Annotated in this window: 25 protein-coding genes and 1 pseudogene; 15 read left to right on the top strand and 11 right to left on the bottom strand. The window is 56.0% G+C overall.

Annotated features, from left to right (window positions below; all coding sequences use genetic code 11):
- Positions 1-75: 75 nt before the first annotated feature.
- The 6 genes from QQ91_RS05335 (at position 76) to QQ91_RS05360 (ending at position 5,408) form a co-directional block, all read left to right on the top strand.
- Complete coding sequence (locus tag QQ91_RS05335; RefSeq protein WP_349306854.1) at positions 76-1,407, top strand: heavy metal translocating P-type ATPase; 1,332 nt, start codon at positions 76-78, stop codon at positions 1,405-1,407.
- Between the two features lie 82 nt (positions 1,408-1,489).
- Positions 1,490-2,251, top strand: coding sequence for an HAD family hydrolase (locus QQ91_RS05340; RefSeq protein WP_166280822.1), 762 nt, complete (start codon positions 1,490-1,492; stop codon positions 2,249-2,251).
- Between the two features lie 115 nt (positions 2,252-2,366).
- Entirely contained in the window at positions 2,367-3,014 is a 648-nt protein-coding gene (locus QQ91_RS05345) for a transaldolase family protein (RefSeq protein WP_166280824.1), read from the top strand.
- Position 3,015: 1 nt separating this feature from the next.
- Positions 3,016-3,666 (top strand): hypothetical protein, encoded by a 651-nt coding sequence (locus QQ91_RS05350; protein WP_166280826.1) that lies wholly within the window; start codon positions 3,016-3,018, stop codon positions 3,664-3,666.
- A 31-nt stretch (positions 3,667-3,697) separates the two neighbouring features.
- Positions 3,698-4,936, top strand: coding sequence for an MFS transporter (locus QQ91_RS05355; RefSeq protein WP_166280828.1), 1,239 nt, complete (start codon positions 3,698-3,700; stop codon positions 4,934-4,936).
- 193 nt (positions 4,937-5,129) lie between these two features.
- Positions 5,130-5,408, top strand: coding sequence for a small RNA NsiR4-regulated ssr1528 family protein (locus QQ91_RS05360; protein WP_166280830.1), 279 nt, complete (start codon positions 5,130-5,132; stop codon positions 5,406-5,408).
- A 15-nt stretch (positions 5,409-5,423) separates the two neighbouring features.
- Here the strand turns inward: QQ91_RS05360 and QQ91_RS05365 are convergent, their stop codons facing one another.
- From QQ91_RS05365 to QQ91_RS05385, 5 genes are all read right to left on the bottom strand, one after another.
- Positions 5,424-5,864, bottom strand: coding sequence for a hypothetical protein (locus QQ91_RS05365; RefSeq protein ID WP_166280832.1), 441 nt, complete (start codon positions 5,862-5,864; stop codon positions 5,424-5,426).
- A gap of 118 nt (positions 5,865-5,982) precedes the next feature.
- A complete protein-coding gene (locus QQ91_RS05370) occupies positions 5,983-6,618 on the bottom strand; it encodes an AAA family ATPase (protein WP_166280834.1) in 636 nt (211 codons plus the stop codon).
- A 13-nt stretch (positions 6,619-6,631) separates the two neighbouring features.
- Positions 6,632-7,975, bottom strand: a complete 1,344-nt coding sequence (locus QQ91_RS05375) for a TldD/PmbA family protein (protein WP_166280836.1) — start codon at positions 7,973-7,975, stop codon at positions 6,632-6,634.
- On the bottom strand, positions 7,972-9,414 hold the full coding sequence (locus tag QQ91_RS05380) for a TldD/PmbA family protein (protein WP_166280838.1): 1,443 nt from the start codon (positions 9,412-9,414) through the stop codon (positions 7,972-7,974). Before QQ91_RS05380 ends, QQ91_RS05375 begins: the two co-directional genes overlap by 4 nt.
- Positions 9,415-9,465: 51 nt before the next feature.
- On the bottom strand, positions 9,466-9,843 hold the full coding sequence (locus tag QQ91_RS05385; RefSeq protein ID WP_166280840.1) for a c-type cytochrome: 378 nt from the start codon (positions 9,841-9,843) through the stop codon (positions 9,466-9,468).
- Positions 9,844-10,138: 295 nt separating this feature from the next.
- Between QQ91_RS05385 and QQ91_RS05390 the strand changes: the two genes are divergently transcribed.
- On the top strand, positions 10,139-11,071 hold the full coding sequence (locus QQ91_RS05390) for a DMT family transporter (RefSeq protein WP_166280842.1): 933 nt from the start codon (positions 10,139-10,141) through the stop codon (positions 11,069-11,071).
- Positions 11,068-11,319, top strand: a complete 252-nt coding sequence (locus QQ91_RS05395; RefSeq protein ID WP_166280844.1) for a MoaD/ThiS family protein — start codon at positions 11,068-11,070, stop codon at positions 11,317-11,319. Before QQ91_RS05390 ends, QQ91_RS05395 begins: the two co-directional genes overlap by 4 nt.
- On the opposite strand, the gene QQ91_RS05400 is transcribed toward QQ91_RS05395, so the two are convergent.
- Entirely contained in the window at positions 11,316-11,786 is a 471-nt protein-coding gene (locus QQ91_RS05400; protein WP_166280846.1) for a CRR6 family NdhI maturation factor, read from the bottom strand. The two genes, QQ91_RS05395 and QQ91_RS05400, sit on opposite strands and share 4 nt — an antisense overlap.
- Positions 11,787-12,076: 290 nt before the next feature.
- Here QQ91_RS05400 and QQ91_RS05405 point away from each other — a divergent pair, with 290 nt between their 5' ends.
- The 3 genes from QQ91_RS05405 to rpsU all read left to right on the top strand — a co-directional run bounded on the left by QQ91_RS05405 (position 12,077) and on the right by rpsU (position 13,232).
- Complete coding sequence (locus QQ91_RS05405; protein ID WP_166280868.1) at positions 12,077-12,442, top strand: Fur family transcriptional regulator; 366 nt, start codon at positions 12,077-12,079, stop codon at positions 12,440-12,442.
- Between the two features lie 270 nt (positions 12,443-12,712).
- Positions 12,713-12,994, top strand: coding sequence for an RNA-binding regulator (gene rbp, locus QQ91_RS05410; RefSeq protein ID WP_166280848.1), 282 nt, complete (start codon positions 12,713-12,715; stop codon positions 12,992-12,994).
- A 49-nt stretch (positions 12,995-13,043) separates the two neighbouring features.
- A complete protein-coding gene (gene rpsU, locus QQ91_RS05415; protein ID WP_166280850.1) occupies positions 13,044-13,232 on the top strand; it encodes a 30S ribosomal protein S21 in 189 nt (62 codons plus the stop codon).
- Positions 13,233-13,571: 339 nt separating this feature from the next.
- Here rpsU and ilvA read toward each other — a convergent pair whose 3' ends face one another.
- Entirely contained in the window at positions 13,572-15,080 is a 1,509-nt protein-coding gene (gene ilvA / locus QQ91_RS05420; protein ID WP_201277336.1) for a threonine ammonia-lyase, biosynthetic, read from the bottom strand.
- Positions 15,081-15,369: 289 nt separating this feature from the next.
- Here ilvA and QQ91_RS05425 point away from each other — a divergent pair, with 289 nt between their 5' ends.
- Positions 15,370-16,566, top strand: coding sequence for a homocysteine biosynthesis protein (locus QQ91_RS05425; protein ID WP_166280852.1), 1,197 nt, complete (start codon positions 15,370-15,372; stop codon positions 16,564-16,566).
- 29 nt (positions 16,567-16,595) lie between these two features.
- Here QQ91_RS05425 and QQ91_RS05430 read toward each other — a convergent pair whose 3' ends face one another.
- The gene (locus QQ91_RS05430; RefSeq protein WP_166280854.1) at positions 16,596-17,510 is read right to left on the bottom strand and encodes a M23 family metallopeptidase; all 915 of its coding nucleotides are present in this window, start codon (positions 17,508-17,510) and stop codon (positions 16,596-16,598) included.
- 407 nt (positions 17,511-17,917) lie between these two features.
- Here QQ91_RS05430 and mazG point away from each other — a divergent pair, with 407 nt between their 5' ends.
- Positions 17,918-19,078 (top strand): nucleoside triphosphate pyrophosphohydrolase, encoded by a 1,161-nt coding sequence (gene mazG / locus QQ91_RS05435; RefSeq protein ID WP_349306855.1) that lies wholly within the window; start codon positions 17,918-17,920, stop codon positions 19,076-19,078.
- Here mazG and trmD read toward each other — a convergent pair.
- Both trmD and argB read right to left on the bottom strand, forming a co-directional pair.
- On the bottom strand, positions 19,036-19,764 hold the full coding sequence (gene trmD / locus QQ91_RS05440) for a tRNA (guanosine(37)-N1)-methyltransferase TrmD (RefSeq protein WP_166280856.1): 729 nt from the start codon (positions 19,762-19,764) through the stop codon (positions 19,036-19,038). The genes mazG and trmD overlap by 43 nt on opposite strands.
- Before the next feature lie 75 nt (positions 19,765-19,839).
- Positions 19,840-20,733: an acetylglutamate kinase gene (gene argB / locus QQ91_RS05445; protein ID WP_166280858.1), complete on the bottom strand. Its 894-nt coding sequence runs from the start codon at positions 20,731-20,733 to the stop codon at positions 19,840-19,842.
- Positions 20,734-21,003: 270 nt separating this feature from the next.
- Here argB and msrB point away from each other — a divergent pair, with 270 nt between their 5' ends.
- Positions 21,004-21,429 (top strand): peptide-methionine (R)-S-oxide reductase MsrB, encoded by a 426-nt coding sequence (gene msrB, locus QQ91_RS05450; RefSeq protein ID WP_166280860.1) that lies wholly within the window; start codon positions 21,004-21,006, stop codon positions 21,427-21,429.
- A 101-nt stretch (positions 21,430-21,530) separates the two neighbouring features.
- On the opposite strand, the gene QQ91_RS05455 is transcribed toward msrB, so the two are convergent.
- On the bottom strand, positions 21,531-21,968 hold the full coding sequence (locus tag QQ91_RS05455) for a hypothetical protein (RefSeq protein WP_166280862.1): 438 nt from the start codon (positions 21,966-21,968) through the stop codon (positions 21,531-21,533).
- 342 nt (positions 21,969-22,310) lie between these two features.
- On the opposite strand from QQ91_RS05455, the pseudogene QQ91_RS05460 reads away from it, so the two are divergent.
- Positions 22,311-23,039: pseudogene (locus QQ91_RS05460) on the top strand (N-acetylglucosamine-6-phosphate deacetylase); the annotation flags it as partial.

Genomic DNA, 23,039 nt, shown 5'->3' on the forward strand with positions numbered 1-23,039 from the left:
TTTTAAGCCTGGGCCGGGTCAATTCCTGGATTTTTGCATAGGATAGAGCCGAGGCCTCCTCTGAGAATGGTTTCAATGCCCCATCTGCAACTGCGTCTCAAAGGAATGAGCTGTGCGGCCTGTGCCAGCACCATTGAGCGCGCGCTGGCCCATATTCAGAAGCTCGCTGACCGCATCACGCGCTGGTTTGTGCCAGCGGTCATTGCCATTGCGATCGCCACCTTCCTCCTCTGGCTAAATGTGGCGGGCAATCTCACCCTGGCAATCCTCACCTTGGTGAGCGTGCTGATTATTGCCTGTCCCTGCGCCCTAGGACTGGCTACCCCCACTTCGGTCACCGTGGGCATTGGCAAGGGAGCCGAATATGGGATTTTAATCAAACGTGCCGATAGCCTGGAACTGGCCCACCAGGTTGACACCATTGTGTTGGATAAAACCGGAACCATCACCGCCGGGCAACCTGCCGTAACCAATTTTGAGGCTGTAGCACCCACCCACCCCCTGTCGCGAGACCAGCTTCTCCACCTGATGGGCTCGCTAGAGCATCACTCCGAACATCCTCTGGCCGAGGCCATGGTTGCCTATGCCCAATTAATCAATCCCCCATCCAGCATTCCCGGCCAAGCCTGGGCAACGGTGGACCAATTTGAGGCCATTCCTGGCCGAGGGGTTCAGGGATACGTCGAGTCCCGTTGGGTGCAGGTGGGTACCGTTAGCTGGATGGAGGACCAGGGCCTTTCCATTCCCACGGTCGTCCCTCCCCAACAGTCTGTTTGGGAAGATCAGGGAAAAACTGTGGTTCTAGCGGGGGTCGATGGCCAGGTTGTGGGTCTCATTGCCATTGCCGATCCGATCAAACCCACCTCTGGCGATGCCATCTGGAGCCTCCAGTGGCTGGGGCTAGAGGTGGTGATGCTCACGGGCGATAACCCGCGCACTGCCGCTGCGATCGCCCAGCAGGTGGGCATTAAACGCATCTTTGCCGAAGTGCGCCCGGACCAAAAAGCCACCACCGTGCGTCGCCTCCAGGAGGAGGGCAAGCGTGTGGCCATGGTGGGCGATGGCATCAACGATGCTCCGGCCCTGGCCCAGGCCGATGTGGGGATGGCCCTGGGCACAGGAACCGATATTGCCATTGCCACCGCCGACATCATCCTCATCTCTGGGGATCTGCGCGGGATCTGCACCGCCATCGAGCTCAGCAAAGCGACCATGGGCAACATTCAGCAAAATTTATGGTTTGCCTTTCTCTATAATGTGGCCGGCATTCCGATTGCGGCGGGGATTTTGTTCCCCAGGTTTGGGTGGCTCCTCAGTCCCATCCTAGCCGGAGCCGCGATGGCTTGTAGTTCGCTCTCCGTCGTCTCAAACGCCCTGCGACTGAGACAATTCCAACCGCGACTCTAGGGAATGTCCGGTCCCCATCCACTGCCCAAGGTTGAATGCTAGGATAAACGACGTCTGAGGATGTTTGTTTGCCCCTTTGCCAATGTCCCCACCCTTCGACTGGATCTTTTTTGACTGCTTTAACACCCTCATCGACGATTTTGATCCCCATGGGGATGAGTCTGGCCTGGGTCCCATGCAGCATCTTCCAGTGAAAGCCGGGCTTTATGCAGATGTGTATGAACTGCGGCGAGATTATCTGAGCTGGCGTCAGCAAACCGTGAAGGCCCAGCCCGAGGAAATGCCCATTCAGGATCGGCTCCGGGCGCTGCTAGAACGGCGATCGCCTCCCCTTTCCACCGCAGCCTTAGATCAGCTGGTGACCCAGATGGTGGATTGTTTTATCCAAACCTATCCGGCCACCCTGCGCCTTCCGGCCGGGGTCCAGGAGATGCTCGGTCACTGGCGTGGCACGGTTTCCATGGGCGTTGTGTCAAATTTTCACGTGGGCGCCTTGCCAGAGCAGCTTCTAGAGTCCTTCGGACTGCGCCAATATTTTGATTTTGTGGTGGACAGCGCCCAGTGTGGCTATCGCAAGCCCAGCGATCAAATTTATGCCATTGCAGCGGCCACGGCTCAGGTTCCCCCGGAAGAGTACCACCGTATCTTGTTCATTGGCGATCACCTCCAAAACGATTGCCTCAAACCTCGAACCCTTGGCATGAGCGCCGTCTACTTTGACCGAAGTGCCGTTCGTCCTCGATCTGCAAGCGCCCCTGAGAACATTCCTGCCATTCAGCACTGGGATGACTTTCGTCAGGAAACTTTGCCGCAGATCTTGGGATTATCCTCCTCCCCGCCATAATTTTTTTGAGCCTGCGGACGATTTTCGTATAATTTAACGACAATATCACTGTCCCTTTCAGCAGGGTTTATCCTACTGGAACGCAGACCAATCCTCCCGCAAGTGACCCGCTAATATGGCTTTTTACCTGGATTCTGCTGACTTATCGCAGGCTCAAGCAGCCATGGATTGGGGCTGGGTGCATGGAATTACCACCAATCCAACGCTGATGGCGCAACAGTCCCAGTCCCCTGAACAGATTCTGGCCCAGCTCAGGCGGATTTGTCGGGGAGAGCTGTACTATCAGCTCATGGCACCTGACCTGCCGCAAATGATCCGCGAAGCTCACCTGGCCTACGACATTGTGGGACCGCAGCTGGTCTTGAAAATTCCAGCAACGCACCATGGCTTTCGGGCGGTAGCTCAGCTTGCGCCACGGATGACCTGTTCCGTGACGGGAATCTACAGCGCGGCCCAGGCGGCCATCGCTCAGGCGGCCGGGGCAACCTACGCCATTGCCTACGTTAATCGCGCCACTCGACTGCTGGGCAATGGGATTGAACTGGTGCAGGGCATGGCTCAGGTGTTAGCCGGTACCAAGACGCAAATTCTGGCGGCCAGCCTCAAAAGTTCGGAGGAAGCCGTCGCTGCCCGCATTGCAGGGGCCAAGCACCTGACGCTTCCCTATGATTTGCTCAAAACTCTGGCTGACCATCCCTTATCCGAACAAACGGCAGCAGCCTTTCACCAATCCGGACGGGGGCTGAATCTTGAAACCCACTGACATGAAAACATCCCACCTCTCCGTGGCCGTTCTCTTTACTGAGTACCGCAAAAAAGTTCTCCAAAAGCGCGGCGTACTTTGGTTTCATGCAGACTACGGGCATTCTCCGGAAAAGATGCCGCCGCCCCCGGACCCAAGCTCTCTGCTGGAAGAGATCCCGGGGCCTGAATCTCTCCCGCTGGAGGAAATCGTGCATCGCCCTCCCCCCTCGTTTCAGGAGGGCGTTGACCCGCGATCTCTAACAGAATCAGCGCCATTGGGACTGCCCGTGTCGCGTAGGTCTGAACCCGATTCGCTGGCCCCCCTGGACCAGATGAGGGATCTGACCTCCTCCTCCCCTGTCCATCTTTTTCCCTTCTCGCCGCCTGCCACGGTGCCGCCGCCTGCCACGGTGCCGCCGCCTGCCATGGTGCCGCCCCCGGAGGAGATGCCCGCCCCCTTTGATCTCCATGAGCTAGACAGTGGCGAACTGGAAGTTCCCCCCCTTGCGATTCGCGAGCAAAAGCCCACCTTTTATGAGCGCATTGGACCTGAGCCACCGCCCACCCCGGATCCGCCAGCCCTGGAAACAGACCCCACCCCTGACCTGCCCAACTCCGCTGACCAGTCTTCGGCTGCGATCGCCAAATCTCGACTCAAAAACTGTCTCTAGCCGCTGCCTTTCCCCTGTTTATCCATTCCCTATGACTTCCAACCCTATCCAAGGTGGGGCTGCAGCCAGCGCCAATCCAAAACTCCCCCTTGGGTTTTGGATTATGGTGTTTATTGCATTTATCAATGCGGTGGGATTTACGATTATTATTCCCACCCTCTATCCCCTAGCCAAGCAGTTTCAGCTGACGGACTTTGAAGCGAGCCTTTTGAGTACCGCCTACGCCGGATCGCAGTTTCTTGCCACCCCCGTACTGGGTCGCCTTTCCGATCGCCTCGGGCGCAAACCCTTGTTGATTCTGAGTTTACTGGGCACGGTGGCAGCCAACCTCCTGGCCAGCCTCACGCCCATTGCCTGGCCCCTCTTCGCAGCTCGCATCCTGGATGGCTTAACCGGCGGGAACACCTCCATTGCCCAGGCCGTCGTCAGCGACCTCACTTCTCCGGCCCAGCGCGCTAGAGCCTTTGGACTGTTCGGGGGAATTTTTCGATTGGGATTTGTGGTCGGACCGGCCCTGAGCTACTTTGCCCAGTCCCTGCCGCCGATCCCCGGTGTTTCTTCCCTAGGGATGAGCTTCATTGTCTCGGCGGCGATGGCGCTTTTGGCTGCGCTGTTCACGCTGCTGCTGCTGCCAGAAACGGCCCAGCAGACTGAACCGTTTCAGCTGCGATGGCAAGACTTTGGGCTGGCTAAGGTGTTTCGGGCCGCGCGCCACCCCAACCTGGGGCCCATCTTCATTCTGACCTTCCTCAATGGTGGCACCTTCACAATTTTTACCTTTGCCTTTCAGCCCTTTTTTCTGAATGTGCTCAACCAGGATGCCAAAGCTCTTGCGGTCGTCTTCGCTGCCATCGGCATTCTGGGATTCATTGCCCAGGCATTTCTGCTGGAGCCGCTGCGACAGAAACTCTCCCTCCAAAGGGTCTTGGTCACCAGCTTGGGTCTGCGCGGGCTGATCTTTCTGGCAATTCCCACCTTTCCCACCCTCGCTGGATTTACAGCCATTATTCTGCCCTTCGGGATTATCAACGCCTTTCCGATGCCCATCATTGACACCCTGCTCTCCCTGCGAGCCGATGAAAAGCAGCAGGGGGAAGCCCTGGGAATCAATTCTTCCTACCTGAATATTTCCAACGCCCTTGGGCCGGCGGTGGGGGGATTCTTAGTGGGATTAGGCTATCAAGTGCCCTTCTGGACGGCGGGTGCCCTGACCCTCCTCACCGCCGGGTTTTCCCTGAGCCTGAAGCCAACGCCACAGTCCCCAGCCTGAGGGACCAGACTGTCTTGGGTGCGGTCTGTCGGGCGCGGCCTGTCTTGAATAAGGACTGTCTTGATCGCCAAGGACGTCAAGGCGAATCTAGGGGACCAGCTAAAGACAGACCTATACAGTGGCGCCATCGCCCCTCACAATGGAAACATGGTTGGATATTGTCAAAGATACAGGACATAGATGAGTGATAGACATGAGTGAACTATCCGGAGCCGAGGCCGTTGATGCCGCGATCGCCCAGGGAATTGATTTAGACGGCACGCCAATTCCGCCCCAAAAGCTGTCCCTGTATCGGCAGATTATGGCCCTAGAGGCACAGCGCAAACGCAGTGGGGTCACCACCAGTATGCGATCGCGGATTGTCCGGATTGGCGCCAAGCATCTCGCCCAGGCAGACCTCAACCAGAAGTTAATCGATGCCGACTTTCCTCCCCTCAAGGACAAGGAAATAGCCTTTTACTATGGCCAGTGAGGGTTCTACCAGGCATCAGTTCTGCCGGGCATCAGGGTCCGAGGGGAGCTTGATGCCCGTCAAATCCTCCTGCGTCTCCTCCTCGGCAAGGTCTAGGTCCCACGGGTCCATGGACAGCTTGCCCACCTTTTCACTCAAGGTTTGATGCGGCAGATGTTCCTGACCGGGCAGCTGAATCACGGCCTCTCCCAGTTCATAGATGGATCGACGGGTGGCTACCAGCTTACGATCCCCGATGATTTGGAACCCAATGATCTGAGAGGTGGTAATTTTCGTGCCCTTAGGGTACTTGCAGTGATGCTCTACCCATCCCCGAATGCGGATGCGGTTGCCCTGTGACTCATCAATGACCCATTGGTTAATTCTGGGAATCACAAATCCCACGGCAGGCCTGGACTGAGGGGACCGGGACTCTGCCTCCAGTAAAGCTTTAATTTTTCCTGCCGATAACCACATAGACAGCACCCATTGAAGTCCCCTAGAGCAGGATTGCGCCCCTGATTATTTTCCAGGAGAGATTAACTTCATCTTATCGGGTCGGTGGAGGGAATGGTTTGCGTGGGTTCACGGAAAATCAGGTCCCTCCTGTCCAGCCAGACTCGCGCCATTCTTGTCTCCGCTGTCCCTCACCCAGGGAGCTCTGGTCCGTCCTGAGGATGGAAGCGGGGCTCGGGGATGATGAGGTCATCTGAGGCAAATCCTGGATCTGGGCCTGGAACTGGGGCCAGTCCACTGTGTGGTCTACCTCTCGCAGGGGCACTTCGTAGAGTGCTGCAAATCCATCCTCTAAGCGGGGAGGCTGCTGGTTGAGCAATTGGGCATAGTCAATGATCACATCCAGAGGCACCTGGCGATCGCGCTGCTGATTGCGCTCCAGGCAAATCTTGACTGGGGTCAACAGGATCCAGCCCAGCCATTGCAGTTGCGGATAGGCACCGATCAAATCCCGCCGCCAGGATCGCTTGACATTGGTGGCATCGTAAATGACAGAGCGATGGGCCTGAATGGCCCCCTGAAACTGTCGCCGGACTTCCGCATTCACGGCTTCCCAATCCCCTTGAATAATCGGATCGCCATACAACTCATCGCGGATGGCGTCCGGGGCAATGACCACCAGACTCGGGTCGAGGGCCAACCACTGCTGGGCTAGCGTGGATTTTCCCGACCCAGGAACCCCCATCAGGCAATGACAATAGAGCGTTGTGGTCATGGCAACGGCTCACTCATAGCGTAAAGGTAAAGTCTCGAATCAGCATTCCGGGCACAAAGGATCCCCCCAGTGCCCGCGCATCGTAGGTGTCCACATCGGGAATGAAGGACTGCTGCTGGGTCACAGCCTCTAGATTCTCTCCCAGGAACTGGTAGAGGCTATCGTCAAAGCGCAAATCTTGAATCGGGGCAACAATCTCGCCTGCTTCAACCCAAAAGCAAGCGTAGCGCGTCATTCCCGTAATCCGCCCCCCAGGGCGATCGCTCCAGTTCAGGTAGTGCAAGTTAGACAGGTAAAGTCCGGTGCCAAGGACGCTGAGAACCTCGGCGGGATGCAGATGGCCGGGTGCCACATCGGGGGCTCGCAGGGATTCGGCCAGGTTGGCGCTGTTGCTCTCCAGGCCATATTCTTTGGCGGTGCGGGAATTCACTAGGGTTTGGGTAAGCTCGCCTGCTGTAATCAAAGGAACCTGCTCTGGCGCAGTTTCGCCAAAGCTATTAAATCGGGGCACCGTTCCGCGGCTAAAGTCCTCTTTCAGGCTAAACAGGGGCGATAGGGACTGACCATCCCGCAGCTTTTTGAGGGCACTGCCCCCCTGGCGCAGGGCGGCTTCGCTCACCGCTCCCCAAGAAAACATGGTCAGAATTTCGGCAAGGGCCGCTGGCGCCAGATAGGTGCGATGCTGGCCGGGAGCGATGGTTTTCATTGGGCGCTCTAGGACCAAAATCTGCTGCTTGGCCTGGTCAATTTGCTTGGAAAATTCCTCCCCCTGCCAGGTGGACCCCGCCAGGGTGGACTTGACGGCTTTTTCGCTCGGGGCAATCACAGAGTAGTCTAAAAAGAAGGTTTCTGTGGAAAACCAGTGGCGCTGCCCGACAGAGTTCCGATTGGCCCGCACAATGGGACCGGCCGCATAGATCCCCGTGAAGTCAAGGCCCTGCACCGTTGGTAAAATGGCGTCGGCAACCTGATCCGGGTCCAGGAGAGTTCCCGCATAGGCATCGTGACTGGACCCCAAATTTTGCGGCCGGATCAGATAGGGATCATCCGGAAGCTGCGGCAAGTCGGCCCGCAGCAGGGCAATCTGGTCCAGGCCTAGCCGGGTGTCGCGCTCCAGGTCGCCCGTAAAGGGAAAGGTTGCGGTTGCGGTTTTAGCGTCGTGAATGAAGGTGAGGCGAATTTTGCCATCGGTCACCAGCCCTGTTTGACGCACCCTCGCCGCGTTCAGCCGCATAAAGTGGCTTTGCTCACCCATCAGCTCAATGGAAAGATGTTCTGCCGGGGCCAGGGCATTAAACAGGCGATCGCAGAGCTGATCAAAGCTGGCTTCCCAGGTTTCAATGGCCATAAAACTCATGCTGCCCCTCCAAACACTTCAATATCGCGAAACGCACAGACTGGGGAAGCATGGCCCACCCGAATGCACTGATTGGGTTCTCCTTTGCCGCAAAAGGGGGTGCCGTACATCTCAAAGGTGCTGGCATCGCCCACTTGAATTAAGCTGCGCCAGAACTGATTGGTAATCCCGCGGTAGTTCGGGTTGCGCAGGGTTTTGGTCAGCCGGCCGTTTTCAATTAGCCGGGCATATTCGCAGCCAAACTGAAACTTATTGCGGTAGTCGTCAATGGACCAGGATCGGTTGGATTCCATGTAAACCCCGGATTCAATGGAGGCAATCATCTGATCAAAGCGGCTCTCTCCCGGCTCCAAGTTGAGGTTGGCCATCCGGTCAATGGGGGGCCGATTCCAGGAGGTGGCGCGGAAATTAGCCACCCCTGCCACCTGCGATCGCGCCTGACTCTCTAAACTGCCCAACCCTCGCAGCAGCAGGCCCTGCTTGATTAAATACTCGCGCGATGCTGGCATCCCAGCATCGTCAAAGGCATAGCTCGCCATTTCTCCGGCGACGCTGGGATCAAAGGTCACGTTCATCAGGGGAGATCCGTACACCAGCTGACCAAAGTCCGAGAGCTTCACAAAACTAGATCCGGCATAGTTGCGCTCATCACCCAGGATCCGGTCTAACTCCAGGGGATGACCAATGCTCTCGTGAATTTGCAGCATCATCTGATCCGGCGCCAGAACCAGGTGGGTGGTAGTGGTGGGGCATTCTTGCGCCTGCAGCAGTTCCAGAGCCTGCTCCCCAATCCGCTGCGCCCGCCCCAGAACGGTTTCTAGATCCAATACCTCAACACCGGTTTGATAGCACCGGGCAAAGGCGCCGTTGTCCGACCGCTTCTGCACAATGGTGCCCTCTTGGGCCGTGGCTTCGTAGTCGGTGTCAATGAAGGTGAAGGACTGGAATACGTCCGATCCATTGCTGCTCACAAAGCGCTGTTGGGTTTCGGTGGTTTGGGCCAGCGCCGTGGTGCTGACGATGGGATCTGCAACCTTAAGGGTGTCGCACACCTGTACGAGCAGTCCCACCACATCGCTCACAGACATCAAGTCCAGGGGTTTTTGCAGAGGAGATTGATAGGTGCCAACGGCCTTAGGCCGTGCTGCAATCGTAAACCCATGCACCCCGTACCGAGCCGCGGCGATCGCCTGATGGTAGGCCCGCTGCGCCGCCGTTTGCAAACTCGCCAAATCCAGGTGATTCGTGGCGGCATAGCCAAACTGCCCCTGGGCCAGCACCTCCACCATCACCCCCTCCGATCGAGATCGGCTGTTGCTCTGGGGCTTACCATCGCGTACATAGCGACGGGTGGATTGCTTCGCCTGATGGCGTAGACCCACCCAATCCGCCTGGGGCAGGTCAAGCTGGTTCAACACTGGGCTGATATCAAAATTCACGCGATCGCTCCTCAAGGGGACTGAACCTCAAGCCTATTTTTAGCCTATTTTCTAAAGCGTATTTAAATAACTCAACAAATCGGCCATCTCCGAAGAAGAAGCCTGAAACTTAGGCATGGGTGGCGTTTTGCCCGTGGTAATTTGCCGAATCAGCCCAATCTGGGTTCGGCGGGTGGCCACCCCCTGCAGGCTCGGTCCCACCTTCCCCGCGCCAAAATCACCATGGCAGCCAGCACAGTTGAGTTGAAAAATTGCCTGGCCGTTGTTAACGTCGCCGGGCGTCGCTAACACGTCACGCACATAGGGATCGGACATTCGAATGGCGTAGACGCCGCCCACTAGGAACAGCACCCCTATGACAGTGCCAAGGACAGCTAAAATGACTCTGAGTCGTCCAGTTTTAAGCGTTTGAGGCGGCTCGGTGATCATTCTACGGAATATCTACGGAATATCAAACAACGGTTTTGTAATGGGTGAACCCACCAAGATGGGCCTCAGAGGACTGCTCAGCGGTTAGCCTTTGATCATTACATTGGGTTTTGTAAACATCTATTTGCATATCTTAACTGTTAGGGTTCAGAAACGGTTAGGGGTCTGGTCGAAGAATCGATCCCTCTGTTGACCTCGGGGACGAGGGTTCAAACGCACCTGCTTAACCCTCTGGCCCAACAGCACCTCAGTGTTGTAGCGTTCATCGCAGGAATGCAGCTAATCAGAGAGATCCATGACCGGCCCAGCTCAAAAAAATGTTGCCCTCCTTCAACTGTGGGCAGGCGCCACCTGTATTGCCTTTGCCCCCATCTTGGTGCGTTGGAGTCCAGTCGGCCCCACGGCAACAGCCTTCTATCGGCTGGCCCTGGCCCTGCCCTGGCTCGCGACATGGCATTGGCAGGATCAATCTCGGCCAACCCGTCCATCGTCCTCCGCTTCGCTCTGGACCGGTTCGCCCGCTTGGCCCCTGGCCCTTTCGGGACTTTTTTTCGCGGCCGATTTAGCCCTTTGGCACCAGTCCATCGCCTTGACCAGCGTGGCTAATGCTACGCTGTTGGCTAACTTTGCCCCGGTTTTCGTGGTGGCTGGGAGCTGGATTCTGTGGCGGGAGCGCGTTGCCCTTCACTTCTGGGGCGCCCTGGCCCTCGTCTTGGCTGGTATGAGCCTCCTAGCTAGCGCCAGTTGGGAGGTCAGTTCTCAGCGGCTCCTGGGTGATGCCCTCGGCCTGCTGACGGCAGTTTTTTATGCGGGCTATATCTTGACGGTCTCCCATCTGCGATCGCGCCATCGAACCGCCAGGGTTGCGCTCTGGAGTAGCGGCATTGGCGCCCTGGTGCTGGGGCTTCTGGGCCTGCTCGCCGGGGAGTCCTTCTGGCCCCAAACCTCCACGGGCTGGATCCTGTTGGGGAGTCTCGCCTTGATTTCCCAGGTGTTAGGCCAAAGCCTGATTGCCGCAGCCCTGGCCCATCTGCCCCCATCCTTTTCCGCCGTGGGCCTGATGTTGCAGCCTGCGATCGCCACTGTGTTGGCCTGGCATTTCTTTGGAGAGTCCCTGACCCCATCCCAGGGAGTGGGCGCTATCCTATTGTTGATCGGCATTTACTGGGCCAGAAAGCTTTCCATTCCCCAGCCTGAATCCATCGCGCCCCTGGAGCAAGACCCATGACCGTTAAGGTAACCGTCAAACTGTTCGCGGCCTATCAAGAGGCCTACGGCGTCCCGGAAATTATTCTGGAGGTGGCCCCCGGCACAACGGTGCAAGCCCTGGGCGATCGAGTGCGACAACCCTATCCAGAGCTGAGATGGCTAGCTCCCCTCACCCGCTATGGGGTCAACTACGAATTTGCAGACCCAACGCAGCCCCTTCAAAACGGAGACGAACTGGTGCTCATTCCCCCCGTGAGCGGCGGCTAATGGGGCTGAGAATCTAGAAGTTGAAACAGATCTGGGGCAATCTCGTATCCAAACATTTCAGCCATCTGCTTCAGCTTTTGAGGACTGTGCACCCCGTGGTCGCGCAGCCAGCGGTGGATCACGAATAGCTTACTCATCACGAAGATATCCAGGGCTTGGGGATTATATTGGATGCCCTCGCCCTCGCTAAACTGGTGGGGAACCAGCATTGCCGCATAGCGAGCCAATTCCCCAGAGCGCCAGTCTAAAACGTAGGGCAGCCAGGGGTAGACTGCATCCAGGCGAATAAACCAGAGCCGAACCTCTGAAATCTCCGGAAGTTCCCGAGGATCTTCCTCCTCTTGGGGATATTCGATGTCAAACCTGATCTGACTCTCCGGGTGGTTGAGAGTCGTTAGCTGCGCGGTAACGGGCGCAAGGTCCAACTGCTCAAAATGGTGGGGCTGAAGGGAGATCGTAAGGCTCATGGACGGACAAGCTCAGTCAGGCTGGACCAGGAAAAAGTTTTAACTTTCGTTATTATAGGAAGGATTCTTGGAATCACGGCGGTGAATTACTGTCGTTGGCTTAGAGGCGGGTTCTCCCTATTTAGGCCTTTGCCTCGAACGTTGGGCCTCGGATATGCAGGGCCAATGTCCAAGGTTGAACTGGAACTAGGAGTTGAGAAAGTGTGGTGAAATCTTTCCCTGCCGATCTTAAGGCCCCGCCACCGATTCGATCCCTGAAAGATGCCATCGCCCGCTGCCAGAGTCTGGGAATGCGGGTCAGTCGTCAGCGTCGATTAATTCTGGAATTGCTCTGGCAAGACACCGACCATCTAACCGCCCGTGAAATTTACGACCGCCTCAACCAGAACGAACAGAAAATTGGCCATACGTCCGTTTATCAAAATCTCGAAGCGCTCACTCAGCAGGGCATTATTGAATGCGTCGAGCGATCGGAAGGACGGCTTTACGGAAATATTAGCCATGCCCACAGCCATGTGAACTGCCTGGATACCGAGCAAATTATTGACGTTTTTGTGGAACTTCCTCCCGAACTGATTGCGCAAATTGAAGAGCGCACCGGAACCACCATCACCGACTATCGAATTGATTTCTTTGGCTATCAGCGATCGCCCTAACTCCCCCTCAAGGCCGATCTCTGGCCCCCGAGATCGGGGCTGCGCCAGGCTAGAAAGTTGATTTATTCCAGTGTGACTCAGTTGCACAGGATGCCCCCTGGGGCTACGTGGAATCCTGCCCGCCTGATTGAGAGGCGGGTCACAGGTGGCAGCAGAAAAATTGTGTTAGGCTGAAGCTCTTAAGGAAATTATTTTCGGTTCCTAAATCCCTCCCGATAGGCATTTCTCCGAATTTAACTCTCCTCCGTTGTTTAATTTGGTGGAATTTTAATGTCTATCTATGTTGGGAATCTATCCTACGACGTAACAGAAGCCGACCTCTCAGAGGCCTTTTCACAATACGGCAATGTTAAGCGAGTGCACCTGCCCACGGATCGAGACACAGGCCGTTTCCGGGGGTTCGCATTTTTAGAAATGGCTTCAGATGCCGAGGAAGATTCAGCCATAGAGGCCCTAGATGGTGCCGAGTGGATGGGGCGAGATATGAAGGTCAACAAGGCAAAGCCGCGCGAGAATCGGAGCGATCGCAGCCGCACATCCCGACGTTACTAAGCCCTCCGGCAAGGCTCAATCCAATTAAATTCTGTCCTAAGGAGGCCGAATGGCACAAATTGTGCTTAGCAGGGATGAAGGCATTGATTCTGCGCTTTATCGATTCAAGCGAAAGGTGGTGGTGGCTGGTATTTTCTCTGATATGAGAAAAAATCGTCATTTTGAAACCCCCATTGAAAAGCGTAAGCGCAAGCTCCTGGCTCGCCAGAAGCGGCGCCGCCACCAAAAATTCCGGTGATAACAACCCTCTAATCCCTGGGGCTAATCCCTGGGGGTGACCTCAAAGGCTGCCCTCAAAGGCCGTCCTAACGCCGTTCTCCGGCGCGAAACTTTTCCCCTAAATTGGCCAGAGAATGGTTCACGTTCAAGGCCATTGAAACTAAATCTGTTTCCGGAGGGGGCAGTTGGGAGAGCAAGGTGAACATTGCCCTTCTCCCCATGGGGACACCCTCTAGACAAGAGTTGCAAACACAAGCGCTTAGGGCCTGGAAGAAAGGAAAGGACTCTCCGGTTCCCAAGGAAGAGATCAGGGACAGCGGTGGATCACTGAGGATGCCATTGCCGGAAATTCCCTAATCTACCGCAAAAATAGCTTATAAGCAGGATTATGGCTCTCATTCCAGTAGGGATATCCCAGCCGATCTAGAAATGGCTGCAAGTCCGATATCTCTGCCGGGGGAACCTGCATTCCCACCACAATTCGACCGTAGTCTGCCCCGTTATTGCGGTAATGAAAGAGACTGATGTTCCAGCTTGGGTTCATGCTGCTCAAAAACTTCATCAGAGCCCCAGGTCGCTCAGGAAACTCAAAGCGATAGAGCAGCTCATGATCGACCAAGGGCGATCGCCCCCCCACCATGTGGCGCAGGTGCAGCTTGGACAGTTCATCGTCGGTTAAATCAAGGGTCCTAAAACCATGGGACTCAAAATTTTCCACCAGACTTGCCGCATCCTGACGACCGCTGATTTGTAACCCAACAAAGATGTGAGCTTCGTGGGTATCCGCCATTCGATAATTAAACTCCGTGAGACTATGCTGACCGAGACAGGTGCAAAACTTGCGAAAGCTGCCGCGTTCTTCGGGAATGGTCACCGCTAGCAGCGCCTCCCGTTGCTCTCCCACCTCAGCGCGTTCTGCCACAAAGCGCAGCCGATCAAAATTCATATTTGCGCCACAGGCCACGGCAATGAGGGTCTCATCCTGGATTTTCTCACGCGCCACATAGGCTTTGACCCCCGCGATCGCCAGGGCACCAGCGGGCTCTAGAATGGATCGCGTATCTTCGAAGACATCCTTGATGGCCGCGCAGATATCATCCGTATTGACCCGAATAATTTCATCCACATAGTTCTGGCAGAGTCGAAAGGTTTCCTGACCTACCTGGCGGACGGCCACGCCATCGGCAAACAGTCCCACCTGCGAAAGTCTCACCCGCTTGCCAGCCTGGAGCGACTGTGCCATGGCATCGGCATCCACCGGCTCAACGCCAATCACCTTAATCTCTGGACGCAGTCGCTTGACGTAGGCCGCGATTCCCGAAATGAGTCCCCCTCCCCCAATGGCAATAAAAATGGCATGAATAGGCTGCTGACATTGCCGAAGTAGCTCCATCCCAATCGTGCCCTGCCCTGCAATGACAAAGGGATCGTCGAAGGGATGAATGAAGGTAAGACCTCGATCGATCTCAAGTTGCTTGGCATGGGCGCAGGCATCATCGTAGGTGTCGCCGTAAAGCACCACCTCTGCGCCGCGGGCGGCCACCGCTTCCACCTTCATGCGGGGCGTGGTAACCGGCATCACAATCACGGCCCGAGTCCCCAACTTCTGGGCTGACAAGGCCACCCCTTGAGCATGGTTGCCCGCAGAAGCGGCAATGACCCCACGCTGTAGCTGATCTAGGGGCAAATGAGCCATTTTGTTATAGGCCCCCCGCAGCTTGAAGGAAAACACAGGCTGCATGTCTTCCCGCTTTAGCAAGAGTCGATTATGCAGGCGATGGGAAAGATTGGGAGCGAGTTCCAGGGGAGACTCTTGGGCCACATCATAGACGCGGGCGGTCAGAATTTTCTCCAAATAGTCGTCCATGATGGGGAAAGGCGGCGCAGTGAATAATTAACGATCGCAGTCCCCATTGTATCGAGCAATGCTCTGTTCTCGGATCCTGGCCCCTCAAAGCTAGGGATGCTGTCCGACAACTGCCTGGCACCAAAATGCCATGATCCGCTCTGGGTCAAAAAATATATAGCTCCCATCATCTATGGCTCCCACAGGCCTCCCGGCAATTGAGTACAGTATTGACGGAATAGTATCGACAGCACAGTATTGACGGCAGGCCTATGCCCTCAATGACCCACCCTCTATCCCCCGTAACACCATGCGCACCTGGGACGAAATTAACGACAAGATTGCTCACCAGCAAGCGACGATTTGGACCCTTGAGGAACTAAAGGCCAAGGTGGCCGACCTAGGAATCCGGGACTGTGCCAAGCAAGTGGATGTTCTGGTGGCGGGCACCTTTGAGCCCATGGAATCCTCCGGGGCAATTCTGAATCTGGGCCAAACCGATCCACCCATTAAAATTCGGCAATGCTGGATTGATAATGTGGCCGCCTACGCAGGGTTTGGCCCTGTGGATCTTTACCTGGGGGCAGCCCATCCCACAGACTCCCCCAATGGCCTGGACCCGTTGGAAACCGAAGAGCATCGGGAACGAGGCGGCGGCCACGTCATTGAGGATTTAATTGCTGGGAAAACCCTGCCCCTCAAAGCTCTGGGACAGGTTACGGATTGCTATCCTCGCCCCAAGCTCGAAACCACGATTTCCAAAGATACGATTAACCAGTTTTATCTGTTTAATCCACGCAATCTTTACCAAAACTTTATCGTGGGGGTCAATGGCGGCGATCGCCCCCTGGCTACCCACCTGGGTCCTCTCCTCCCCCAGTTGGGAAACGCTGTCTATTCAAACCTCGGGGCCCTGTCCCCTCTGCTGAATGATCCTCACCTGCGGCTGATTGGCATCGGCAGCCGCATTTTCCTGGGGGGCGCAGCGGGCTATGTCACCTGGGAAGGAACCCAACATTTTCCCCTCCAGAAACGTCTGGCTAACCAAACCCCCATTGGCCCAGCCGCCACCCTCGCCCTAATTGGAGATGCCAAGCACATGTCCACCCACTGGGTTCGGGGCTGTTTTTTTCCACAGTATGGCCCCTCCTTAATGCTGGGGATCGGTATCCCGTTTCCCGTGCTGGATGAGGCCGTCATTGAAGCCTGTGCCGTCAGCGATCAAGATCTGGTCGCTCCCGTTATTGACTTTTCTATTCCGCGGCGGATCCGCCCGAGCTTCGGTCTGGTCACCTACGAGCAGCTCAAGCAGGGTCACATTATCCTCGAAAATCGCCGGGTGCGTACGGCGCCTCTGGCCAGCCTTTACCTGGCCAGACAGGTGGCCGAAACCTTCAAGCAGCAAATCCAGCGCGGCGACTTTCTCCTGTCTCCCCCCGTGGCGCCCCTGCCTGCAGACCGGGCATTTATCTCTCAAGATAGCTGGCGCAGCCAGAGCGAAGCCTAGGATCGCGCCCGGACGCGACTGGCTTCTGCTCAATTTTCTGCCTGGCGGGTTTCAGCGTAATAGGTCCAGTGGCGGCGATCCATGTAGGGCTTGGGATCAATGGCTTTGCCATCGTGGTAAATGGAATAGTGTAGGTGAGTTCCCGTGGATCGGCCCGTACTGCCCATGTAGCCAATGAGCTGCCCTGGCTTGACCGAACTGTTGGGCGCGATCGCCAACTGAGAGAGGTGCCCATAGAGGGTTTCGTAGTTCTGCTCACTTTTGATCAACACATGGTAGCCGTAGCCGCCATCGTAGCCCGCCCGCTCTGCCTTACCGGCCACAGTTGCAAAAATAGGGGTTCCCTCTGATCCTAAAATATCGATGCCATCATGCCCTTCGTACCCCCCTGTTCCGAAGGGATTCGGACGCACGCCAAAATCAGAAGACACCCAAAATTCCCCCTGAACCGGATTCCCCTTGGGCGTTGCTTGAACAGTGCGCGCCTCGCGCTCCAGGGTTTGCTCTAAGGCGGGCCGAGTCTGATGCTGCAACACCTTGGCCAGACGAGGGAGTTTAGACTTGGCCAGATTGATTTGCTCAACGGCAGGAATTGTGGTGGGCACGCCGCCCCGACCCTCCACCGATGGCAAGACCGCTTTCTCTAAATTCTGCGTGGCGCTCATGCGGGGTAACCCGGCCCGCCGATTTAGCACTTCAATCTCCTGGTTCAAGACCTCGATCTGACTGACCACTTCCTGGGTGGTGCTTGCTAAGGCGCGATTTTGCTGGTAGTAGCGATAGGCGATCCCCAAGCCGCCAGCCGCGGGGATCGCACAGAGGGCCAGCAAAGCCATGGCCTTGGCCTTAGACCTCAACAAAAGCCTGAGCATCAAGCGCTCGTCCCGGCTTAAAATTCCAAGACCGTAAATCGCCTCTTTTAACGGGTTCGATTTAGAAGTCATAAGTATTTTTGCTTAGTCTTTTTGGAAGATCTGTTAAGGAGTATATCAGAAATGGGGATCGCATTAAGATTTGTTTAATTTTTGGGGATAAATCCTGAGAAGGTACTAAGAATGGGCGGCCCGTGGCGCGTTCCTGGGGCGCCTCAAGAAGCACGCCCGAGGGGATCTTTGGAGGTGCCTCAGGATGATCCCCAGGGGAAGATCGACAGGACCTCGGAGAAGAGAAAATCGATGTTCTGCTTCCCTGACTTTCTGGACTCATCCACGGGGATCACAAGGACAGAGGATTTAAAAATCGTGGTCCAGATCCTCGCCTTAGGAGAAAGCAAGCTAGGATGGGCTAACGCCATCGAGGTTTTCAATCTCGACAACTTGGTGTTCCAGTCTGCACCTTCGCCTGAACATCCATGGGTATTCTCGAAAGTAAGGGTGGCCTTCAACTCCTCAGCGTTGAAATGCTGCTGAGTCGGTCTTTGCCTCTGAAAGCGCCCCTATTTATTTCACCGATTCATTCTCGATCTAGCTTGGAGACGCTATGCCAGCATCTCCAGTCCCAAGGCGGCGGCGATCGCGCGGTCCAGCTCTTTTCGCCCTTGGATCCCAGGGCTCCCGTCTACACCAGGGAGGGGCTGGCTCCGCTGATGACGGCGATCGCCGCTGAGCCCCTAGAGTTTCCCCTGGCCCTCTATGTGGAAGCACCTGCCGTTCAGCCGGCCCTGCAGCGTTTAGTGGATGTGGTGGCACAACTGCGGCATCCTGAGGACGGTTGTCCCTGGGATCTTGAGCAGACCCCAGAGAGTTTAACTCCCTATATCTTGGAGGAAGCCTACGAAACCATTGATGCCATTCAGTCAGGCGATGCCGCAGCCATTGCCGATGAACTGGGCGACTTACTGTTACAGGTGGTGTTGCAGGCTCAAATTGCCAGCGAGGCTCAACAATTCACCCTCAAAGAGGTGGCCCAGGGCATTGCCGAAAAGCTAGTTCGCCGTCATCCCCACGTTTTTGGGGATCTCCAGGTCAACAGCATTGAACAGGTAAAAGCTAACTGGGAAAGCATTAAGGCTGCAGAGCAGGGGCGATCGCCTGCGGAGGTTCAGCACATCAGTCACCGCATGCAGAAAGATGCCAAGCGTTTTCCTCCCATTGTGGCCGGGCTGAAACTTTCTAAACAAGCAGCCGAGGCTGGCCTGGAGTGGTCGGACCTAGGAGGCGTTTGGGAAAAATTTTACGAAGAGCTGGCGGAATTTCAAGAAGCCCTACTGAATGGTCCGACAGAGGATCAATTGGCAGAACTGGGGGATCTGCTCTTTACCCTGATTAACGTGGCCCGCTGGTGTCAGCTAGATCCCAGTGCAGCCCTCCAAAAGACCAACCAAAAGCTGATTGAGCGTATACGGATCATCGAGGGCAAGGCCGATCGCCCCCTCACGGACTATTCCCTGCAGGAGTTAGACGATCTCTGGAATGGGGCCAAACAGGATCTGGCCCATGCCCCTTCCCAGGGGGCGAACTCCCAGAATGGTCAGCATTCCCTGCCTTCTTCCGCCGCCGAAGTCTCTTCTTGACGACGCAGCCAGGCTTGATATAAATCGGGTCGGCGCGTTTGAGTGCGCTGCCGCTGCTGCTGTTGCCGCCATTGGGCAATGGCTCCGTGGTGGCCTGAGCGCAGGACCTCCGGAACCGCCCAGCCTCGAAAGACCGCCGGTCGCGTGTAGTGAGGATAATCCAGCAGCCCGTCCTGGAAACTGTCCTCGCGCAGAGAAGCCACCTTGCCCACGGTGCCCGGAAGCAGACGCACAATGCCATTCAGAAGCGCCAGAGCTGGAATCTCACCACAGGTCAGCACGTAATCTCCCATGGAAATTTCCCGAGTCGCGAGATGTTCCATCACCCGCTCATCAATTCCCTCGTAGTGACCGCAAATGATGACGCATTGAGCCATCTGATGGGCTAGGGATTGGAGCAGGGTTTGGGTCAGCTTCTCCCCCTGGGGCGTCACCGCGATAATCTCTCGCGGCGACAGGGAGGGAAGCGCTTCCACCGCTGCAAAAATCGGGTCTGGCTTCATCAGCATTCCCACTCCCCCCCCGTAGGGTTCATCATCTACCCGGTGGTGCTTATCAGTGGTAAAGCTGCGAGGATTGGTGAAATGGACCTCTGCAATGCCCCGATCAAGCGCCTTGGCCATGAGTCCCACCGACAGCGGCGAGTCAAAAAACTCTGGAAACAGCGTCACGATGTCAAAACGCACCAAACTTCATCCTTTTCCTGAGGAGCTTGCCCCTAGATCTCCGGGGTTACCCAGCTTTTAGCCCAAAATTGGCACTTAAACCCAGGCGCAGTGAGGACCGCCCACCGGCCCTGATGTGGCAACCAGCATTGAGCCGATTCCTTCATCGGTAAAAATTTCGAGTAGGAGAGCATGGGGAACCCGACCATCAATGATGTGGGCCGCTCGCACCCCCTGAGCCAGGGTGCGTACGCAGCAGTTCAATTTGGGGATCATCCCCCCCGATACAACCCCGGTTTCAATCAGATGACGCGCTTGCTGAATATCTAAATGTTTAATCAGGGTGGTTGGATCGTGAAAGTCCTGGAGCAGTCCAGGGGTGTCGGTGAGTAAGATGAGTTTTTCAGCGCCCAGGGCGGCAGCTAGCTCCCCGGCAACCGTGTCCGCGTTGATATTGTAAGCTTGGCCATTCTCATCGGCGGCGACACTGGACACCACCGGAATATAGTTGGCATTCACCAGGGCGGCGATGACATCGGGATTGATGTTGGCCACCTCACCCACAAAGCCGATTTGAGACTCTTCCGTAGGCCGTGCCGTAATCAGGTTGGCATCTTTGCCACACACCCCGACTGCGGCTCCCCCCGCTTGGTTAATCAGGGCCACCAATTCCTTATTCACCCGGCCCACAAGCACCATCTCCACCACATCCATGGTGGGTGCATCCGTGACCCGCAACCCATTCAGAAACTGGGCCTCCAACCCTATTTTTTGAAGCCACACATTAATTTCGGGGCCACCGCCATGAACCACCACCGGACGAATGCCCACGGACGCCATAAAAACAATATCCCGAATGACCTGCGCTTTCAGGCTGCTATCTTTCATGGCAGCCCCACCGTATTTGACCACCAGGGTTTGACCGGCAAAGGATTGGATGTAGGGCAAGGCCTCGCTAAGGATGCGGACGCGATCGCTATTTTCAAACATAAGGCTCCAATCAATCCTCTCTAAACTGGATCAACATCCAACAAACTTGTTAGTAATAGGAAGAGAGCAAACTTCCTAGCTGGTCCCCAGTCAGGGATCATCCCGCACTTGTGGAGATTACCGGAAGTCAGGCGCTCATCCAACAAGCAGTGTATCCCGAAGCGGCAGAGAAACAACATGACCCTAGACCGCCGAAAACTTCTGTGGGGTGGTCTCACTTTACTGGGAGCAATTCCCCTCATTCAGTTCATTTCTAACAGCGAGGAGACTATGGCATCGTCCAAATCAACCCAATCATCCTTTCCCGTCAGCAAAACTGAGGCGCAGTGGCAAGCCGAGCTGTCGCCAGAACAATATAGAGTCCTGCGCAAGCATGGAACCGAGCGTGCCGGAACCAGTCCTCTGGACAAAAAATATGATCCAGGCACTTACGTCTGCGCCGGCTGTGGCCAACCCCTGTTTACTTCCGACACAAAGTTTAATAGCGGAACTGGTTGGCCCAGTTTCTACGACCCCATCGCTGGCAGTGTGGAAACCTCCGTCGATCGCTCTCTATTCATGGTCAGAACTGAGGTTCACTGCAGCCGCTGTGGCGGGCACTTGGGGCATGTTTTTCCCGATGGTCCCAAGCCCACGGGCCTGCGTTACTGCATCAATGGCGTCTCCCTCGATTTTGATTCAGAGAGCGAAGCGTAGGAGGGCTTCCCTTTCCGGGCTGTTTCCGCCCACGGTCAGGGCATGTGCTCAGAGTGCCCTGCTACTCTGAGCAACCTGGCGCTAGTAAAAGCGTCCAGGGTCTAGGGGTGGACCGCTCCTGGGGCAGCCACGTAATCGAGTAGTTGGTTGAGATACTGGCGATGCACAACCGCTAGGGAGAGTCCCCGCTTGGACAGCTTGCGAGTGCGTTGCAGTTCTGTGTTTTGCACCTCTAATCGGACTAAGATTTCTCGATGCGGATCATAATCTAGGATCTGGGGCAGAAAATGGCGCTGGTTCCACACAATTTCTGGCTGGGCCAGATACCGACGCGTGGGGTTAAATCCTTTTTCAAAGTAAAGCTCGCGATAGGTGCAAACCAAAACGACGAGACCGCGACCTTGACACAGGTAGTGATGGTAACCAAACCCTAGCAGATCGTCTCGATGGCGACGATTGTAGAGGTCCAACACCCGCCCGAGATGCAAATCATTGGAAAACTTACTGAGAAACCCAGGTTGAAATCCTTGACTAAACATACCATTCATCAACAAAGGCGATGGAATAGAGCATAGCGTCTGCCTGTGAGGAGAAAAACAGCATAAATACCGGAGACGCCCTCTGATTTTGCCTAACCCTGCGTAGGTTTACGGAGGGGATCAGGCAGGAGGCTGATCTTGTGCATTCAGGGGGAAATGGTCCGGCTGGCTTCCCTGAAAGGCAGAAGCAATGGTGCAAGGAGCTGTTACGGGTGAAGTAATCCCAAAGGGTCCGAGATCACTTTACATAACTATGACTTATCATACGTCATGAATTAGATTTTTTTCGCTCATTCCCTGTGCCCAGTCCTGGGATGCATCGGCCTGCCCCCTTTTCGACTCATGTGGATTACCAACGCTCACCTGATTGGAACCGACGCTGCCCTGGCGGTTCCCCAAACATCCCAGGTTCATCTCCGCTTTGATGAGCAGTATCGGCTTGCTGAAATCTCCGCAAAAATGCCCCAGCATGGCCCAGTGCCGCGGATCGATTTCCAAGGAGACTTTGTGTCCTTAGGGGGGGTTGACCTCCAAATCAACGGTGCCCTGGGGTTGGCGTTTCCCGATCTCAGTGAGGCCCATGGCGCCATGCTTGAAAAAATTGGCGCTTTTCTCTGGACTCAGGGAATTGATGCCTATGCGCCCACCCTGGTGACCACCGCCAGCAGCAAGGTGCAGACGGCCTTGGCGGTCCTTGCCGCCTATCGTCCCCGGCAGTCCTTGCCCCAAGCCGCCATTCTCGGGGCCCATTTAGAAGGTCCTTGCCTGAATCCGGCCAAGCGCGGTGCCCATCCTGAGTCGTTTTTGCAACCCTTGACCCAGCCGGTTCTCCAGGATCTACTGGGGGAGTTTGGGAATCAAGTGTGCATTGTCACTTTGGCTCCGGAGCTAGACCCGACAGGCACCACGATTGCCTATCTGCGATCGCAGCAGATTGTGGTGAGTTTGGGGCATTCCCTGGCCACAGACCTAGAGGCAGAGCAGGCCTTTGCCCAGGGCGCAACCATGGTTACCCACGCCTGCAACGCCATGCCCCCGCTCCACCACCGCGAACCGGGTCTGCTGGCCACC

The organism is Lyngbya confervoides BDU141951, assembly GCF_000817775.3.
Taxonomy (GTDB): domain Bacteria; phylum Cyanobacteriota; class Cyanobacteriia; order Thermosynechococcales; family Thermosynechococcaceae; genus Lyngbya; species Lyngbya confervoides.